Annotated in this window: 15 protein-coding genes; 9 read left to right on the plus strand and 6 right to left on the minus strand. The window is 56.5% G+C overall.

The genetic code is table 11. The features are described from left to right. The first annotated feature begins 51 nt into the window (after positions 1-51). The gene (locus LZP73_RS06475; RefSeq protein ID WP_234234232.1) at positions 52-1,794 is read left to right on the plus strand and encodes a GGDEF domain-containing protein; all 1,743 of its coding nucleotides are present in this window, start codon (positions 52-54) and stop codon (positions 1,792-1,794) included. A 44-nt stretch (positions 1,795-1,838) separates the two neighbouring features. Here the strand turns inward: LZP73_RS06475 and LZP73_RS06480 are convergent, their stop codons facing one another. Together LZP73_RS06480 and LZP73_RS06485 are read right to left on the minus strand one after the other, a co-directional pair. Further along, positions 1,839-2,375, minus strand: coding sequence for a DUF3016 domain-containing protein (locus tag LZP73_RS06480; RefSeq protein ID WP_234233650.1), 537 nt, complete (start codon positions 2,373-2,375; stop codon positions 1,839-1,841). A 246-nt stretch (positions 2,376-2,621) separates the two neighbouring features. Beyond that, positions 2,622-3,131, minus strand: a complete 510-nt coding sequence (locus LZP73_RS06485; protein ID WP_234233651.1) for a DUF4240 domain-containing protein — start codon at positions 3,129-3,131, stop codon at positions 2,622-2,624. Between the two features lie 125 nt (positions 3,132-3,256). Here LZP73_RS06485 and LZP73_RS06490 point away from each other — a divergent pair, with 125 nt between their 5' ends. The 4 genes from LZP73_RS06490 to LZP73_RS06505 all read left to right on the plus strand — a co-directional run bounded on the left by LZP73_RS06490 (position 3,257) and on the right by LZP73_RS06505 (position 5,905). After that, positions 3,257-3,640 (plus strand): hypothetical protein, encoded by a 384-nt coding sequence (locus LZP73_RS06490; protein ID WP_234233652.1) that lies wholly within the window; start codon positions 3,257-3,259, stop codon positions 3,638-3,640. Positions 3,641-3,721: 81 nt separating this feature from the next. Further along, positions 3,722-4,519, plus strand: a complete 798-nt coding sequence (locus tag LZP73_RS06495) for a response regulator (RefSeq protein WP_234233653.1) — start codon at positions 3,722-3,724, stop codon at positions 4,517-4,519. 149 nt (positions 4,520-4,668) lie between these two features. Next, positions 4,669-4,941, plus strand: coding sequence for an HU family DNA-binding protein (locus LZP73_RS06500; RefSeq protein ID WP_234233654.1), 273 nt, complete (start codon positions 4,669-4,671; stop codon positions 4,939-4,941). A gap of 271 nt (positions 4,942-5,212) precedes the next feature. After that, positions 5,213-5,905, plus strand: a complete 693-nt coding sequence (locus LZP73_RS06505) for a TorF family putative porin (RefSeq protein WP_234233655.1) — start codon at positions 5,213-5,215, stop codon at positions 5,903-5,905. A gap of 75 nt (positions 5,906-5,980) precedes the next feature. Here LZP73_RS06505 and rimK read toward each other — a convergent pair whose 3' ends face one another. Further along, positions 5,981-6,886, minus strand: a complete 906-nt coding sequence (gene rimK, locus LZP73_RS06510) for a 30S ribosomal protein S6--L-glutamate ligase (RefSeq protein ID WP_234233656.1) — start codon at positions 6,884-6,886, stop codon at positions 5,981-5,983. A 274-nt stretch (positions 6,887-7,160) separates the two neighbouring features. Between rimK and LZP73_RS06515 the strand changes: the two genes are divergently transcribed. Next, a complete protein-coding gene (locus LZP73_RS06515; protein ID WP_169565568.1) occupies positions 7,161-7,340 on the plus strand; it encodes a PA3496 family putative envelope integrity protein in 180 nt (59 codons plus the stop codon). Positions 7,341-7,358: 18 nt separating this feature from the next. Here the strand turns inward: LZP73_RS06515 and LZP73_RS06520 are convergent, their stop codons facing one another. Next, positions 7,359-8,339, minus strand: coding sequence for a PDC sensor domain-containing protein (locus tag LZP73_RS06520; RefSeq protein WP_234233657.1), 981 nt, complete (start codon positions 8,337-8,339; stop codon positions 7,359-7,361). A gap of 271 nt (positions 8,340-8,610) precedes the next feature. Between LZP73_RS06520 and LZP73_RS06525 the strand changes: the two genes are divergently transcribed. Next, the gene (locus LZP73_RS06525; RefSeq protein ID WP_234233658.1) at positions 8,611-9,966 is read left to right on the plus strand and encodes a flavohemoglobin expression-modulating QEGLA motif protein; all 1,356 of its coding nucleotides are present in this window, start codon (positions 8,611-8,613) and stop codon (positions 9,964-9,966) included. Between the two features lie 139 nt (positions 9,967-10,105). On the opposite strand, the gene LZP73_RS06530 is transcribed toward LZP73_RS06525, so the two are convergent. Further along, complete coding sequence (locus tag LZP73_RS06530; RefSeq protein ID WP_234233659.1) at positions 10,106-11,473, minus strand: alanine/glycine:cation symporter family protein; 1,368 nt, start codon at positions 11,471-11,473, stop codon at positions 10,106-10,108. 686 nt (positions 11,474-12,159) lie between these two features. Here LZP73_RS06530 and LZP73_RS06535 point away from each other — a divergent pair. Beyond that, positions 12,160-13,794: an endonuclease gene (locus tag LZP73_RS06535; protein WP_234234235.1), complete on the plus strand. Its 1,635-nt coding sequence runs from the start codon at positions 12,160-12,162 to the stop codon at positions 13,792-13,794. 447 nt (positions 13,795-14,241) lie between these two features. Next, positions 14,242-16,800, plus strand: a complete 2,559-nt coding sequence (locus LZP73_RS06540; RefSeq protein ID WP_234233660.1) for a TonB-dependent receptor plug domain-containing protein — start codon at positions 14,242-14,244, stop codon at positions 16,798-16,800. 100 nt (positions 16,801-16,900) lie between these two features. On the opposite strand, the gene LZP73_RS06545 is transcribed toward LZP73_RS06540, so the two are convergent. Then, positions 16,901-18,355, minus strand: a complete 1,455-nt coding sequence (locus LZP73_RS06545; protein ID WP_234233661.1) for an MBL fold metallo-hydrolase RNA specificity domain-containing protein — start codon at positions 18,353-18,355, stop codon at positions 16,901-16,903. Positions 18,356-18,433 lie beyond the last annotated feature (78 nt).

Raw genomic sequence — 18,433 nt, forward strand, 5'->3', positions numbered from 1 at the left:
TGTCATATCAACGTCATAGACTCCCGCCATACACCCAGCGGGAATAGCATGATGACGGCCATAGATCTAGCCAACGAACTCGACAAGATAATCACCAAGGGCGCGGTAAACGTCTTGTTTCAGCCTATTTTCAACATTGTCGAACGCAAGATCCATGGCTTCGAGGCCCTGAGTCGGGGACCCGAGCATAGCCCTCTCTTCTCGCCCGTGCCCCTGTTTCAGACTGCAGCCCATGAAGGCAAGCTCAGCGAACTCGAGACCCTATGCCGGCGACTGTCGCTGGAGCAGTTCAAGCTCAGGCAGCTCAATGGCAAGTTATTCATCAATATTTCACCCAAGGCACTGCTGGATCCGGATCATCCCAAGGGCATGACGCTGCAGTTGCTGCAACAATTGGGCATACCCGCTTCCCAGGTGGTGATCGAATTATCCGAACAGTACCCGGCCGACGACATAGATCTGCTCAAGTCCTGCCTGAATCATTACCGCAATCAGGGCTTCCTCACCGCCATAGACGACCTCGGCGCCGGCTATTCCGGGCTCAGGCTCTGGTCCGAACTGGCACCCGACTATGTCAAGATCGACCGTCACTTCATCCAACAGATAGACACCAGCCCGGTCAAGCAGGAGTTTGTTCGCTCCATAGTGGAGCTATGCCAGAGCCTGACCTGCAAGGTCATAGCCGAAGGGATAGAGACGGCGGCAGAATTGGCCGTGCTGACCCAGCTGGGGATCACCTATTGCCAGGGCTATTTGCTCGGCCGCCCGGAACAGGCGCCGCGGCGCAACATGCGCGCCAGTTTGACAGGTGGCCACACCCAGATGTTGCCAAGGTACAGCGAGTCGGCCGAGAGCCTATGTTGCAACGCCACCACTGCGCCACCGGACACCAAACTCAAGTACCTGAGTGACAAGTTTATTTCCCAGCCGGCACTGCAGGCCATAGTGGTCTACGATGGGGTTGCCCCCCAGGGAATATTGACCCGCGCCAGTCTGCTGGAGCTCTTCAGCACCCCCTATGGCAGGGCATTGCATGAAAATCATGCCGTTGCCGAGGTCATGGATCGTCAGGTGTTGCAGCTGGAGTCGAATGAACCCCTGTCCAGCGTCAGCCAGCTGCTGACCTCGGACAACGAACATACTGTGGCGCAACAGTTTATCATTCTGCGTCAGGGACAGCTGCTCGGCATAGGCCACACCAAAGATCTGCTGCAGCGCATTACCGAATACAGGATCAAGATGGCCCGCCATGCCAACCCGCTGACGGATCTGCCGGGCAATGTCCCTATCCAGGAAGAATTGAAACGCCTCAAATTGCAACAGCGGCCCTTCTATCTGGCCTATTTCGACCTCTGCAATTTCAAGCCTTACAACGACATCTATGGTTTCTGTCGCGGCGACGAAGTGATCTGTGAAGTGGCCAACCTGCTCACTAAGTATCAGACAGATACCAGCTTCATCGGCCATGTGGGCGGGGACGATTTTGTGCTAATAGGCAGCTGCGACGACATAATGCGCCAGAGCAAACAGATCTTGGCCGATTTCGAGGCACATAAGTCTATCTTCTATAGCCAGGCCCATTGGCTGGAACAGAAGATGTTGGCCGATGACAGGCAGGGGAACCCCTGTCATCACCCCTTGATCAGCCTATGTGTCGGTATCCTGACCCCGGCACAGACGTACCAGAGCAACGAACATGAGCTATCGACCCTGAGCGCCAGGGCCAAGAAGCAGGCAAAACACACTCAGGGTGGGTTCTACCTGCTCGAAGAGACACTGGATAAAATCGCCTGAACGCCCTGGGCACTTGGCTTAAGCTCTTGCATTAAGCTCTTGGTTTAAGAGCCGGGCTTGAGAGTCTTATCCAACCAATCGTTCAGCATCTTGGTCTCATACATATAGGGCTTGTTGCTGATATGGGGCATGGAGTCCATGAAGCCCAAATCGGTCAGCTTCTCATCGCCGGCCATGATCACCTGTTCCCCCTCGAGTATCTGGTAGCTGAAACTCATACGTGGCGGGTAGACGGGTTTCACCACGCGGATATCGTTCGGGGTCGCACCGAAGGTGGGGCGCATGTCACCGGCCAAGTCCAGATTCGTCACCGTCATCCGCAGCTGCTGTCCCGGCTTGAGCAACTTGGACGCTTCCTTATTCAGGTTATGGGTCAGGGTTTCGAACAGCTGCCGTTCATAACGCGACTTTTTCATGTTGGCGCTTCTGATATCCGTATAATCCTTGGGATTCTGCCAGGTGATACTCACCACCCCGTCCTCGGTAACCGGACTCTCGGGCATGGCTTCACCCGCGGTCACAGCGCCTGTGGCCAATAGGCCGCCAATGAGCAACAACTTTAATGGGTTTGTAGATTTCATCTCGTACTCCTGGGTTCAATGTTGTTTGCCTTACTCCCATGTACAAAATTTAACCCTATTCAAGCCGGGATGCAAAATTAAAACGCCGGAAAAGCCTCTGAGTAACCAATTGTTTCAAATGATATAATTAATATACATTTGCTTACCTTGGCCTTAACTCTTGTATCTGTTCGTATCCCTGGCCTCTCAACGATCCGGGTCTCGCAGCCCTGGCCCAGGCTCAAGCTAAGCCGATGATAACCAAGCCTAGAAGGGGAACCTGGCCGCCAGTCCAGGGTAATGGCTCTTGAGATCTTTCTTCTTGGTGCTGAACTTTTTCCCCGCCGGGGTGGCCTTGCCCGAGGGGACGAAAGGCAATTCCCTGCCTGTCCTGTCCTCGTAGAGTTTGCCTGCGATGAGATCATATTCATCGACGAAGGGATAGGGATAACCATCCTTCAGCGGCCACAGAGGCAATTGTGCCAAACAATCGGGCGCGGCTATCGCCTTCTGAAACCAGTCCTGGCCCAGTGAAATCAAGAAGCTCCTGAATTCGGCGAAGGCATATTCGGAATCACAGCCGGTGATCACATAGGCCGCGCCCCACAGCGACCAGAGGTAGCTCTGGCGCATCTTCTGGCCGAAGAGCTTATCGAATGCCTTGAGCGCCTCATCATCCAACGGCGTTAAACGCGCCGTCAGCGTCGCCGCCAGTGATTCCTGATCCTGATCGCCGTTACTGCGGGTCACCAGCGCCCAAAATTCTGTTTCTGTCATAATCCTTGCCGAGCGCCCTGCGCTGTCAGTTAAAACCCAGGTTATTTTACACTATTAGCGCGTCTATGCTGGACTCGGATCGGCGCTTTTTCTACACTTGGGCACTTCGTCATTAAGGTTGCCCCATGATCCCAGTTCCTGCTCGCCTCGCACTCCTCATGTTCCTGTATTGCCTCCTCACCGCCGGCGCACTCTGGCGAGCCCTGGGCACAGGGGCCCTGGATGTCTTTACCCTGGGAGTGGTTCCCGTGCTGCTGGGACTGATACTGCGTCAATCCTGGGCCTGCATGGCGCTGCGCCTCTATGTCGGCATTCAGACCCTGGGCTGCGCCGCATTGGCCATCACGGCCCTCATAGCCTACCGCATCACCCCGGAAGAAGTCAGGGTCGTAGTCCAGGGACAGGAGTTGCCCATTCCTGCGGTCGTCATAGGCCTGATGGCCCTGCTCGGCTTCCAGTATTGGGTCGCCTTCTCCGCCAACACCCGCAATTATCTCGCCAGGCACTAGTGTCAGCGCGTTTATCTTGCTGAATTATCGGATAAAAGGTAATTTAGCGCCCAACATCAGCCCATGAGAGCCTAATCCTGTATGAGCCACTTATCTCCAAGCGAATTGTCACTCTTGTTGGTTGAACCTTCGGAAACCCAGAAAAAAATCATCATGGGCCGGCTGCAGCAGGAAGGCATACTGAGCATACAGACGGCCGGCAAGCTGAGCGAAGCCAAAGAGATAATCACCCGCCATAAGCCGGATCTTATCGCCAGCGCCCTGCACTTCGAGGATGGCAGCGCCCTGGAGCTCTTGCAACATATCAAGGCGGACCCTGGCTCCAAGGATATCCAATTCATGCTGGTATCGAGCGAATGCCGCCGGGAACAATTGGAGATCTTCCGCCAGTCGGGAGTGGTGGCCATACTGCCCAAACCCTTCAGTTCCGAGCACTTGGGTAAGGCGCTCAATGCCACCATAGATCTCCTCAGCCATGACGAGCTGGATCTGAGTCATTTCGATGTCCAGGATCTGCGGGTATTGATCGTCGACGACAGCCCCCTGGCCCGCAAAGTGATAGGGCGCACCATAGCCAACCTGGGGATCAAGCAGATCTGCGAGGCCGACGATGGCGCCCAGGCGATCGCGCTGCTGCAACACCGGATGTTCGACCTGGTGATCACGGATTACAACATGCCCAGTGTCGACGGCCTGGCACTGACCCGCTATATACGTACCCAGAGCAACCAGTCGCACATTCCCATTCTCATGGTGTCGTCCGAGGCCAAGGATACACATCTGAGCAATGTCGAACAGGCCGGCGTCAATGCCTTATGTGATAAGCCGTTCGAACCCAGGCTGGTCAAACAACTCCTGTTCCAACTGCTGGAAGATTGACCCCAATAACAGGATATGCATCTAAAAAGCATCAGAATTTGATTTAACAAGGGATTATCTGGCGCTAAAGCCCTTTTCAAGCGTCTCGCCTTGTGGCATGTTAGGCGAGTTTACTAAAAACAAATCTACGGAAAGAAGAGACTCTTAACATGAACAAAACTGAACTTATCGCCAAAATTGCTGAAAACGCAGAACTGACCAAAGCAGAAGCGGCCCGAGCCCTGAAATCATTCGAGCAAGCCATCACCGAGTCTATGAAGAACGGTGAAAAAATCTCTATCGTGGGTTTTGGCTCTTTCGAAACCAGCACTCGCGCTGCACGCACTGGCCGTAATCCTCAGACGGGTCAAGAAATTCAAATTGCGGCAGCCAATGTGCCAAAATTCAAAGCCGGCAAGACGTTACGTGACAGCGTAAACTAATTCCTTGCCAGGCATTAAAGAAACCTCCCACGGGAGGTTTTTTTGTTTCCGCTCTCGGGCTGAGCCTGGCTCGGCTGCACAATAAACGTGCACCTCTGCCCCACGGGCAGGCATACCCTGGCTCCCCAAGAAGCAACCAAAGATTATCCAATTGTTTTTTAATCAGATTCTATAGTGGCACGCGATTAGCAACCCTCAATGCAGAAAAACATCTTCACCGCAGCACGCCTAGGGGCGCGCCCGGTGAAAACATAACTGAAAGGGGATGAGCATGAAAAAATCACTGTATCGCGGCCTGCTACTCGGCACAGGCATGATCCTGAGCGGCAACGCCCTGGCAAGCGTGTCCGGCAACATAGGCGTCACCTCCAACTACCTATGGCGCGGCACCAGCCAGACCCAGGACGCTGTCGCAGTTCAGGGTGGCTTGGATTACAGTCATGATTCCGGGCTCTATGTCGGCTCCTGGGTATCGAGCGTCGACTTCGGGGATGACACCAGCTATGAACTGGACCTGTATGGGGGTTATGCCGGCAGCCTGGGGGAAGATATTGGCTATGACCTGGGTTACCTCTATTACGCCTATCCGGATGCCAATGGCAACATAGACCTGCATGAGCTGTATGGCAGCCTCAGCTGGAAATGGGTCGAGATCGGCTATTCCCACCTCATAGATGCCGGCGATGATGTCGCCACCGAGCCACTGGACAAGAAAGATCTCAGCTACCTGCATGCCACTGTCACAGTGCCCCTGTCCGACAGCCTGAGTCTGGCGGCCCACTATGGTTACTCAAGTGGCGATGTGGTCGAGAGCTGGTTCGGGGAAGACAACTATGCCGACTACAGCCTGACCCTGAGCGCAGAGACCCAGATTGGCACTGTGTCTTTCAAGCTGGCGGATACGGATCTGGCGGGCGATGATGCCAAGGTCGTCCTGGGCTACTCCTACAGCTTCGATCTCTAACCCAAGCCCCTTGGCCACAGCATAAAAGTCACAAAATAAAAGCCACACGCGCCACCTTAGGGTGGCCTTGTGTTTTCAGGCTATGATGGGGCTATTCGCCTTGCGGGCGGCCACCATCTTCTCTATATACTCCACTATCGGCTCCGCCAGCTGGATCCCTGTCGTTGCTTCTATGCCTTCGATGCCGGGGGCGGAATTGACCTCAAGCACCAAAGGGCCGCGACTGGAACGCAAAATATCGACCCCGGCGAGCACCAGCCCCATGGCCTTCACAGCGGCCACCGCCGTCTTGCGCTCCAACGGCGTGATGCGCACCTTTTCGGCACTGCCCCCGAGATGCAGGTTAGATCTGAAATCCCCCTCGGGCCCCTGACGCTTCATCGCGGCCACCACCTTGTCGCCGACCACGAAACAGCGGATGTCGCTGCCGTTGGATTCACGTATATATTCCTGCACCAGAATGTTGGCCTTCAGCCCAAGAAACGCCTCGATCACGCTCGTGGCGGCTTTCTTGGTCTCGGCCAATACCACGCCTATCCCCTGGGTGCCTTCCAGCAGTTTGATCACCAAGGGGGCCCCGCCGACCATGGCGATCAGATCGCCAATGTCATCGGGTTTGCTGGCGAAGCCCGTCACTGGCATGCCTATTCCTTTGCGCGACAACAGCTGCAAGGCCCTGAGTTTATCCCGGGAGCGGGCGATGGATATGGAATCGTTGGCGGCATAGACCCCCATCATTTCGAACTGGCGTACCACGGCACAACCATAGAAGGTGACGCTGGCATGGATCCTGGGAATGATGGCATCGAACCCGGACAGCTCCTCGCCCTCCAGATGAATGCTGGGCTTGACCGAGTTGATGTTCATGTAGCAGTTGATGGGGTTGATGACGACAACCTCATGCCCCCGGCTCTCGCACGCCGCCACCAGACGGCGGATAGAGTACAAGTCAGGAAACTGCGACAAGATACCTATTTTCATCTTAGGTCACCAAATAATTGAGTGTAAATTGCTGGACTTAGCGGATCATTTCCCATGCAGGGAGAGAAAGCAACTTAATTAATCCAGGTTTGCTGCGAGTGCGGCTGCCCTGACCATGGCCAACCCCTTGGGTAAAGAATCCTTGTGTTGAATGCAAAAAAAATTTGCTTGGCCGCAGGGGAAATTTTCGTTAGAAAGTGCTTAGGTTAAAAGGAGTGCTTTTTAACGAAAATGCTTAGGGTCGCCTAAGCCAATTAAGACAGAGGAATTCGTTATGGCTCATATCACAGAAGTCGTGCCCGACGAGATGGAACTCGAGGCCATGGTCAGCCCCAGAAATCGTAAAGCCGCCGAAGTCATGCAACATAAACGTGCGGTCAAGCGCCGCCTGGAAGATTATCTGGAGCGCGCCGAGCTCAGGCGTGCCCTGGGAGAAGATGACGACCTGTTCTAGGTTGGGGCCTGTGCAGACTCAGACCTGGCCACCGGGAGAGCCGCGCGAGGACTTGTAGGCTGCGGTCTTGATCAGCAGCCATTCGGCCTTGGCCCCAAGATAAACATAGGCGCCCAACCCCACCAGCAAACCCACCACAGCCAGCATCATCCAGATCGCCGGCTCAACATACTGCTTCTCTCCCAGGGAGGCCTTGAACATGGTCAGCAGCGCCTCGATGGAGATGGCGATCAGGATAGTCGCCACGAAACGGGTAATGGTGCGCCGGGTCGAGCTGTGGCGGAAAATATCCTTATGCATCAATACCTCTTCCTCCAATATGGTCTTGCCCAGATCGAAGATCGCCAATGCCAAGGTGATGAAGATGATGATGCCGAAGGGCTGCAACGGATCCTGATGCTCCCTGGCCGTGGTCAGCAATTGGTAGATGTCGGTCAACGCCGTGGTCAGCAACAAGGCAACCAGGACAAACAAGCCCAGCACTATGGTGGCATACACTCCCTTGAATAACGGCGTGACCCTGCGCCTGGCGCTGTCCCCCATCATGAATTCGATCAGCCGGGTAAGATTGACGTCCACCACCAGGATGCCCAATTGGGCGTCCTGGCGATAAATGGCCCTGGAAGCCGAGATACACAGGCCACCCGTGGCATGGGACAAATAGGGACGGGTGACATGCCCGTCGGCTTCCTCCCCCAGATTGAGGAAATAGGGCCGCTGGCTCCTGTCGGCATTGCGCCCCTGGGGGATGAGCTTGATCTTGCGATTGACCAAGGCAATATTCTGGCTCACTTGTCGCCCGTCGCTGTCGAGCAGGTAGATCAGCTCGACGAACGGATAACTGCCGGCCACATCCGCAACCGCCTTCAGATCCATCTGCCCCTCATGAAACAACTGAGGATCCCCTATGCCGGTGAGAATTGACTCCAACAGTTCATGCACCAGAGGCTCAAACTCATGGTATCTCTCTATGACACTCAAATAACTCATCGCCGCCATCTGCCACTCCACTCATTCAATAGACCCAAGCAGGAGACAGCATTATCGATGCCAACAAAATAACTATTATTTATCAATATATTGACTTGATTACTAACCGCAGCCATAGCTCAAGATGTCGCAACAGCACCAACATGGTGCAACCTGGGCCCTCCAATGCCGGACGCCATGCCGGGCAGTCCGCCTCGACCTTCAGTGATTTGATAGGCAGTCCCTATATTTACCGTTATTATTAGGCCTAACCCCTTGCTGTGCCTGCAGGAATGCGCTTATGTCGGAATCATTAGCCCAGTACCAAGAAGATTTACGTCGCTTTTCCGACGAATTGATACGTTTACAAACCCCGATTAAGATCCTCGATGCCATCAAGTGGCCAAGGGAAATGGAAGACAGATTCCTGGCAAGCAAGGGCAGCCGCCTGCCCAAGATAGGCCCAGACTTCTATCAGGGACTCGCCCTGCCCTTCGACAGCCACAAGACCCAGGCCGAGCTTATCTCCCTGAAACAGGATATCCGCCGCCGGCTCGGAAAACAGGACAAATTGGGCAAGATACTGCAGGCCAACGTAGATCAATACCGCCTGGTGATCGACATGCTCAACCATAGGGGCCAACCGGAATTTGGGCAGCTCAGCCGACAACTCTATGGCAGCGCCAGCGACAAGCTGCACGGCGATCGCCATAGCCTGCGCCAGCTGGGTGATCGTCTGAGCCATATCTTCTCCCTGCCCGCCGCCCGCCACATGATCAAGCATCATCCCAAGATCATCTCGGCCCCCGAAGCCGTCAGCGTGCTCAGTCAGCGACTCTTGGGCTATTTCCACAGCGATGACATGCGGGTGCGCCTCAGCGACGGCATAGTCTCGGATGCCGCCGTCGGCGGCGATACAGTCAAACTCAACAGCAAGGCCATGTTCAGCGAATCGGATCTGAATATCTACGAGGTACATGAAGGCTGGGTGCATGTGGGCACCACCCTCAACGGTCGCGCCCAGCCCCACGCCACCTGGCTCAGTGTCGGTTCCCCCAGGGTCGCCGCCACCCAGGAAGGCCTGGCGGTCTTGCTGGAGATGCTCACCCTGAGCTCCAACCCTGGCCGGGCACGACGCATCAGCGACAGGGTCGCCGCCGTCGACATGGCCGAACAGGGGGCCGACTTTATCCAGGTGTTTCACTATTTCCGCGACCAGAATCTCAGCGCCACCGACAGCTACAGGGTCACCCAGAGGGTCTTTCGCGGCGGCATGGTCGCAGGCGGCAGCTTCTTCACCAAAGATATTTCCTACGTGCGCGGTTATGTCGAGAACATCAACTTCATCCGCAGCGCCATCATCTCGGGGCTGCCGGAACTGATCCCCATGTTATTCCTGGGGAAACTGGCCATCGAAGACATTCCCGTGCTCTATCGTGCCTGCCGCGAGGGCATATTGACCGGGCCCAAGTACCTGCCGCCCATGTTCGACAACTTCAGTGGCCTGTATGCCTGGTTTGGTTTCGCCTCGGGCTTGGCGGGCATAGATCTCAAGGGGGTGCAACGCCACTTCCAGCGGTTATTCAAAGACCTGCCCAATGTCGAGCCCATGTATGAACCGAGCGATGACACAGAATTTGATAATACCTCGGACTGAGATCATGGGGCAGCCAAGGCCGCTCCCCTGAACCTGCATGGGACTGCTGCTGGCGGGCAGCGACTCGGGAACAAAAAAAAGCTGCAGCGCCTCATGTGGCAACTGCAGCCTTCTATGCTAACGGCTCACGACAGCGGCGTCAGGCCGCTGTGTTCAGCGGCAGCTGTTTGCGGAAATACTCCCGGGTCAGGCCGAAGACCACAGGGCTGAGCAGCGCCAGGGCGATCAGGTTAGGAATGGCCATCATGGCATTCAGGGTGTCGGCCAGCAGCCAGACGAACTTCAGCGAACTCACGGCGCCGAGGGGCACCACCAGGGTCCAAATCAGCCGGAAGGGTTTAACCGCCCTGATGCCGAACAGGTATTGAACGCATTTCTCACTGTAAAAACTCCAGCCAAGCATGGTCGTGAAGGCGAAGACGGCCAGGGCAACGGCAACGATGTAATTGCCGAAAGGCAGGGCATGGGAGAAGGCGAATGAGGTCAAGGCCGAGCCATTCTCACCCGAGGTCCAGGCACCCGAGACCACGATAGCCAGCCCAGTGATGGAGCAGACCACTATGGTGTCGATGAAGGTTCCCAGCATGGCGACCAAACCCTGGGCGACAGGATTATTGGTCTGAGCCGCGGCGTGAGCGATAGGCGCACTGCCAAGGCCGGCCTCGTTGGAGAACACCCCGCGGGCGACACCGAAACGGATCGCCGCCCATACTGCGGCACCGGCGAAACCACCCTGGGCCGCCACCGGATTGAAGGCGCTATGAATGATGAGCGAGAAGGCCGCAGGCACTTGATCTATATAGGCTATCAATACCGCCAGGCCGGCAGTCACATAGAAGAGTGTCATCAGAGGCACCAGTTTGCCTGCGACCACACCTATCCGCTTGATGCCGCCCATCAGCACTGCGCCCACCAGCAACATGAGGACTAGCCCTGTGACCCAGGCTGGAATGGCAAAGTTGCTCTGCAGCGCCGCGGCAACCGAGTTGGCCTGTACCGTGTTGCCTATGCCAAAACCCGCGACCGAGCCGAACAGGGCGAAGAGGGTGCCCAACCAGGCCCACTTCTTGCCCAGGCCATTCTTGATGTAATACATGGGGCCACCTATGTGGTTACCCTCATCGTCCACCTCACGGTATTTGACCGCCAGCACAGCCTCGGCAAACTTGGTCGCCATGCCCACCAGCGCGGTACACCACATCCAGAATAAGGCGCCGGGTCCACCCACGACGATCGCTGTGGCAACCCCGGCTATGTTGCCCGTGCCTATGGTGGCCGACAGTGCCGTCATCAAGGCATTGAAGGGACTGATCTCCCCTTTCACCTTGGTCTCTGCGCCCGGGGTGCGACCCGACCAGAGGAGTTTAAAACCTGCGCCCAGCCTAAGGATAGGCATCAACTTCAACCCCAGGGAGAGAAACAAGCCCACCCCCAGGATCAGCACCAGCATGGGAGTCCCCCAAACGACGCCGTTAATCATACTGACAAACTCAGTAATAGCTTCCATTCAAACCTCATCAATGCCTGTTATCGTTATAGTTTTCGCGTCGGCCATCTGGGGCCAGCCACCAAACGTCGGGGCAACAGATTACAACGAATGCTTAACAATTGGAAACCCTAAGCGCGACGCCCTGGAACCCGGCAGGCCCCTATGCCGCAGGCAGGCGCCCGTCAGCAACAGCTGCCGTCGACTCGCCCCGGCCGGCAAAGGCAAGCACGCCCGGCGTCCCAGCCGGAGGGCGAAAACCCGAAAAAATGCAGTCCAGACAGAGTTACAGCGGCAAATGCCGCATTTCCCCCGGCCAGCCGCGCCCAGTATTGAGTTTTTATTCTAAAAAACCACATACCCAGCAAAGCCGCTCCAGAGGCAGCAAGCGGCAAATCAGATGAATCAGGATTTAAAACGGAATAACATACTGATTATATAGTCAAATATACAAAAATTAGCTTAACCCTCAAAAATCACGGCTTATCTCAGGCCCAGGGGGCGGATCTGTGGCACTTTTCCGGTAAAAATCGCCGTTTCGGGTCAATCCAAACATAAAATAATTAACAAAATTAGCACATTGGTACTACATTGCCTGTGCCATAATCCGCCGGTTTAGTTCGTTCAAAGGGATTTGAACACTGGGTCCGTCCCGGCTGCAACGCAGATCGGGGCGATAAAATAACAATATAAAATGAGTCATATCCATAATGAACAAATCTACCCTAAGCCTCGCGCTTGTGCTCGCAGGCCTGGCTTTCAATGCCAATGCCGAGCTGCAGATCAGCGAAGTCCTCTACGATGCCCCCAACAATGACAGCACCGAAGAGTTCGTCGAATTATTCAATGCCGGCTGTGACAGCCTGGACTTGAGCCAGTACCAACTGAGTGACAATGGTGGCAGCTATCTGCTCAGCGGTTCGCTGGCACCCGGCGCCTATGTCAGTGTTGCCGCCGACCAAGTAGGCTTTAACGCCCTGTTTGGCCAGGATCCGGATCTCTATCCCATGTCCCTCAGCCTGGGCAACTCCGGCGACTTTGTGCGCCTGAACAAGGGCAGTGAAATTGTGGATCTGGTCGCCTGGGAAGGCGGCATCAGCGGCTGGAGCCTGAATGCCCGCGACCTGGCACTGGTTCGCACCAACAGCGTGAATACCCAATCCGAAGCCGATTGGACTGTAGCGACCAATGCCGGCACCCCTGGCTCTGGCCCATTGAGCGTCGACTGCGGCACAGATCCCGTGGATCCCGTCGAGCCCGAAGACAAGCTCCTGGGCCAGGGACAAGTCAGGAGCGACTTGAGCGCGGCCACCGGCCAGACGCTGAAATTTGTTGCCGACATTCCCGCCAATGCCAGCCAACTCAGCTTCAAGATGAGCGGCGGTAGCGGCGATGCCGATCTCTATGTGCGCTTCGCCCAGGAACCCAGCAGCAGTCTCTACGACTGTGCACCTTACCTGTCTGGCAACAACGAAGAATGCGCCATCACCCCGGCCAGCGAAGGGCGCTACTTTGTGAATATCACCGCCTACCAGGGCTTTAGCGGTGTCAGTCTGGTGGCCGATTACACAGTAGCGGACTCGGGTGGCGGTTCTACCGGCGGGGGGACGGGCAACCCGGATGGCTATGCCTTCGACACCTATTATGCCAACGCCATAGGCAAGACGGGGGCGGCGCTGAAAACCAGCCTCAATCTCATCATAGGCAATCACACCCGCTTCAGTTACAGCCAGGTATGGGACGGGTTGAGCTATGCCGATGAAGATCCGGCCAACAGCAACAATGTGATCTTGCTCTACACAGGCCGCTCGGAACCCAAGACCAATCGCGCCGGCATGAGCAACTCGCCCGACGCCTGGAACCGGGAACATGTCTGGGCCAAGAGTCATGGCTTCCCCGACAGCAGCCAGTATGCCTACACGGATCTGCATCACCTGCGTCCCGCCGATGTGACTGTCAACAGCAGTCGCGGCAACAAAGACTTTGCCCTCGGCGGCACCGCATTGAGCGAAGCGCCGGCCAACAAGACAGATGCCGACAGCTTCGAGCCGGCCGACATGGTCAAGGGCGATGTGGCGCGCATGGTGTTCTACATGGATGTGCGTTATCAGGGTGGCGACAACAGCGGCACCCCGGATCTGAGCGTCACCCATGGGGTCACATCCGCCGGCGAACCTCTGCTTGGCGATCTCTGTACCTTGCTCGGCTGGCACATCCAGGATCCCGTCAGCGATTGGGAACGTCGCCGCAACAACAGGGTGTACGAGTGGCAACACAACCGTAACCCCTTCATAGACAACCCCCAATGGGCCGAGACGCTCTACTCGAGCTCATGTAACTAACCCACAGAAATCCAGCCCGGCTTGGACAGCGGGCTTTTTTTCCCCTGAACACGTCATATCCTGGCATGAGACCCATAGGCGTCGAGCCGCCAAGCCAGGGTTAGGCCCGAGCCAAGGTTAAACCAGAGCCTGAGTTAGGCCGAGCCGCGAGTATTTTTCAGCCAAACCTGCATTTTCCCCCAAAAAATAGCCAGGACATCCAAGAACAGCGCAATAATCCTGAAATCTGCCCCTGGCGTTGAACAAAAAACATTAACGACATAAAAAATACACATAAGTTCAACATTGGCATTGACATACTGGCTACATAAAGTGGATAAGTATCCCCCGGCATTATTCGTCTGACATGGAACCCGGACCGGGTTCCAACTAAATCAATCACCAGAATTGATACAGAGAACGGCTGATGTGCAGGACTCCTGATGAACATGAAATGGAAGCAGTATTATGAATATAAAAACGACAACAAGATTTCAACCTCATGCATTGACCTTAGCCATTAGCCTGGCACTGACGGGGACCAGCCTGAGTCTGCAGGCCGAAGAAGCCCAGCCGGCAGCAGACGCCAAGGTAGAGAAGATTGCCGTACTCGGCACCCGGGTTTCCAACCGTACCGCCACCGAGTCTGCGGTACCTGTCGACATCATCTCGGCCGAGAGCCTGAACCGCGGCGGCTTCAATGAACTTGGCCAGAGCCTGCAGGCCACAGTGCCTTCTTTCAACTTCAGCCGTACCCAGGTTTCTGACGGCTCGGATCTCTTCCGCCCCGCGACCCTTCGCGGCCTGCAACCGGATCAGACCTTGGTGTTGATCAACGGCAAACGCCGTCACAACCAGGCCATCTTCGGCCTCAACGGCACTGTGGGTGCCGGTGCCGCCGGCACAGACATGAACGCCATTCCCATGATCGCCCTCAAAGATGTGCAGGTACTGCGTGACGGCGCCGCCGCCCAGTATGGCTCAGACGCCATAGCCGGGGTGATCAACCTGTCACTCAAGGACAGCACGGACGAGACCTCTGGCTTCATTCAGGGCGGTGGCACGGGTGAAGGCGATGGCGACACCTTTTCCCTCGGCCTCAACACTGGATTCGATATCGGCGATGATGGCGGCTTCATCAACCTGTCGATGGAATACCGAGATGCCGACGGGACCAACCGCGCCCAACGCGACATAGGCGGCTCATCGACCACCCCTCCAGGGACGCTGTCGGATGAGGTTCGCTGGGGACAAGGCAACGCCGAGTCAAAATTCAAATCCATGTTCTACAATGCCATGTTGCCGGTCGGCGACTACGAGCTCTATTCCTTCGGCGGCTATTCCAACCGCACCGCCCTGGGTAATGGTTTCTTCCGTAACTTCGATGAAGCGGCCAAGAACGTGCAGCAGCTCTATCCCGACGGCTTCCTGCCGAGGATCTTCAACGAAGCCCAGGACACCTCATTCGCCGCCGGCCTGCGCGGCGACATCAGCGACGATTGGCAATTCGATCTGTCCGGTGTCTACGGCCAGAACAAGTACGACTTCGACTCACGCAATAGCATCAACGCCTCCTACGCGGCGGAATACCTGTTCAACAACCCGGATGCCACGGACGCCGATATCCTGGCCAACGTGGGTCCCACCTCGGGTTATTCCGGCGGTTTCCGTTTCGATCAGACCACACTCAACGCCGATGTCTCCGGCCTGGTGGAAATGGGTCGCAACGAGCCTCTGTACGTGTCCTTCGGCGCCGAATATCGCAAGGAAAACTATGAAATCGTCGCCGGTGAGCAGGCCTCCTACGCTTGCGGCCTGAGCAACGCCGACAGCTCCTTCCCCTCGGTGATAGATCCCAACGTCTACGCAGGCTGCGGCTTCCAGGCCTATCCAGGCCTGAGACCGGATGCGGCCGGCAGCGCGGATCGCCATAGCTACGCCTTCTACCTGGATCTGGAAACCCAGTTGACGGATGACTGGATGGTCGGCACCGCGGTGCGTTTCGAAGACTTCTCGGATGCAGGCAACGACTTGGTCGGCAAGCTGTCGTCCCGCTACCAGGTGACGGATGATTTCGCCCTGCGCGGCGCCATCTCCAGCGGTTTCCGTGCGCCTTCACTGCAACAGAGCGCCTACACTGCCTATACCACCAACCTCAACGATGACGGCACCCTGTCGCCTTCCTTCACCGCCACCGCGGGTTCACCCTTCCCGTCGGCGCTGGGGGTAGACAGCCTCAAACTGGAGAGCTCGAAGAACTACAGCCTGGGCTTCGTGTTCAACGCCACGGATGATATCTCTGTCACCCTGGATGCCTACAAAGTGGAGATCAAAGACAGGATCACCCTCGGCAGCCTGCTGTCGGCGGACGATGTGGCCTTCAGTCCACAAGCCGTTGCCGCCTTGCAGGCGACCGGCGCAGATCAGGCCAACTACTTCTCCAACTCGGTCAATTCGACCACCCAAGGGGTAGATCTTATCGTCACCTATGGTACGGAAGTGTACGACGGTGACTTCCATGCCACCCTGGCCGGTAACCTGAACAAAACCAAGATCGACGGCGTCAACGCGCCCGAGGGTATCCCCGAGAGCGTCGCCCTGGATAACGAACAGCGCAGCTTCCTGACCGATGGTCAGCCCAAGCAACGTGCCACCCTGACCTTGGACTACAGCAAGAATGACTGGCGTGGTCTGGTACGGGCCAACTACTTCGGCGAGACCAACGTGACCTACTTCGGTCATAAGCACATAGGCCTGCCGCAAGAGTTATCCCCCACAGGCTCGTTCCGTGACACAAGTGTGGTCGAGGCCGCGGTGCTGGTCGACGTCGCCCTGGAATACCAATTCTCGGATTCACTCGGCTTCTCCGTCGGCATCAACAACATCTTCGATGTCACCCCGGACGAGCTGGGCGAGGACGAAGTGTTGGACTTCATCAGTAACAAGGCGTTCAAGTACCCGGTACGCGCCCTGCCCTACGGTTTCGATGGCATGACCTACAGCGCCAAGATGACCTTCAGCTTCTAAGCCTGAGTCGTCAGGCCAATAAAAATGCCAGGTTCGCCTGGCATTTTTTATGGCCGAAACGGCCCATGCTGACCAGCCTGCTCCTCCCCGGAGCGGCATGTCAGAACTGAGACTGGGAGTGCAGCCAGACCAACTTGGGCAGGCCATTGAGATCCAACATGTCGCCATGGGTGGCAATCGCCAGCGCCTTGGGCTTATGTTGTGGCACTTGGTTCATGGCCTCGACCAACCCCCGCTGGGCATCGGGCTCGCCATGCACCAGGACCACGGGCGGCGCCCCCTCGAAGTGACGATACCAATGCAACAGCTCGGCCTGATCCGCATGGGCCGACAGGCCACCTATGGTGTGTATGGTGGCGGCCACCTTGACACTGTTGCCATGGATAGTGAGCTCGCCGACCCCATCGACCAATGCCCGGCCCGGGGTACCTATCGCCTGATAACCACAGATGATGATGTCACACTCGCTGCGCCAGAGGTTATGCTCCAGGTGGCTGCGGATGCGGCCACCGTTACACATGCCGCTGCCGGCTATGATGATCAGCCCCTTGTGGATCTGGTTGAGCTCAATCGACTCTTCCGTGGTCTGGGTAAACTCCACATTCGACAAGAGTGGGTGTTGGCCCGGGTGCTGGCGGGTGAAACGCTTGAAGTCCTCATCCATCAAGGGATAGTTGTCGACATAGACCCGGGTCGCCTCGATCGCCATCGGGCTGTCGAGGCAAATTCTCCACCGCGACAGATTCCATTCCTTGGCATAGAGGTGGAATAGGTATAACAGCTCCTGCGCCCGGCCGACGGAGAAGGCCGGCAACAGAATATTGCCGTGGCTCTCGGCGACCGCCTTGGCGAAGATGGCTTTCAACTCTTCCAGGGTGTCATCCCAGGTGCGGTGCAATCTGTTGCCATAGGTGCTTTCCATCAACACCATATCGGCACTGGCCACCAGGGTGGGATCTTTGAGGATCGGCATGCCGGCACGCCCCAGGTCGCCACTGAATACAAGCTTCTTCTGCGCCTCGCCTTCACCCAGCCACAGCTCGAGTATCGACGACCCCAGGATATGACCCGCATCGGACAGGCAGACGTCCACATGGGGCATCACCCGGGTCACGCTGCCGTATTCCAGCGGAATGAATTGTGCCACCACCTGATCTACATCTTCCTCGGTAAACAGGGGCTCGACCGGCGGCAGATTCTGCTTCGCCAAACGCTTGCTCAGGCGCTCGGCGTCGCGGCGCTGCAGCATGGCGGCGTCTTTGAGCATGATGGCGCAGAGTTCGGCCGTCGCCTTGTGGGTGTAGATGGGGCCGGTGAAACCTGACTTCACCAGCAGGGGCAAACGGCCCGAGTGATCTATGTGAGCATGGCTGAGCACTACCGCGAAGATGGCCTTGGGATCGAACTCGAAGGGCTCGCGGTTACGCAACTCATCGGCCCTGCCGCCCTGGATCAAGCCGCAATCCAACAGCACTTGCTCCTTGCCGACCGTCAGCAAATGACAGGAACCCGTCACTTCCTCGGTCGCCCCTAAAAACTGCAATGTCATACGCATGCATTCGCCTCCGGCATAGGTTCTCAGTCCCCTCACGGGTTAAGAATAGACCATGGCGTCATTTTTAGAAGCAGTGCC

Origin of the sequence: Shewanella sp. AS16, assembly GCF_021412365.1 — a bacterium.
GTDB lineage: Bacteria > Pseudomonadota > Gammaproteobacteria > Enterobacterales > Shewanellaceae > Shewanella > Shewanella salipaludis.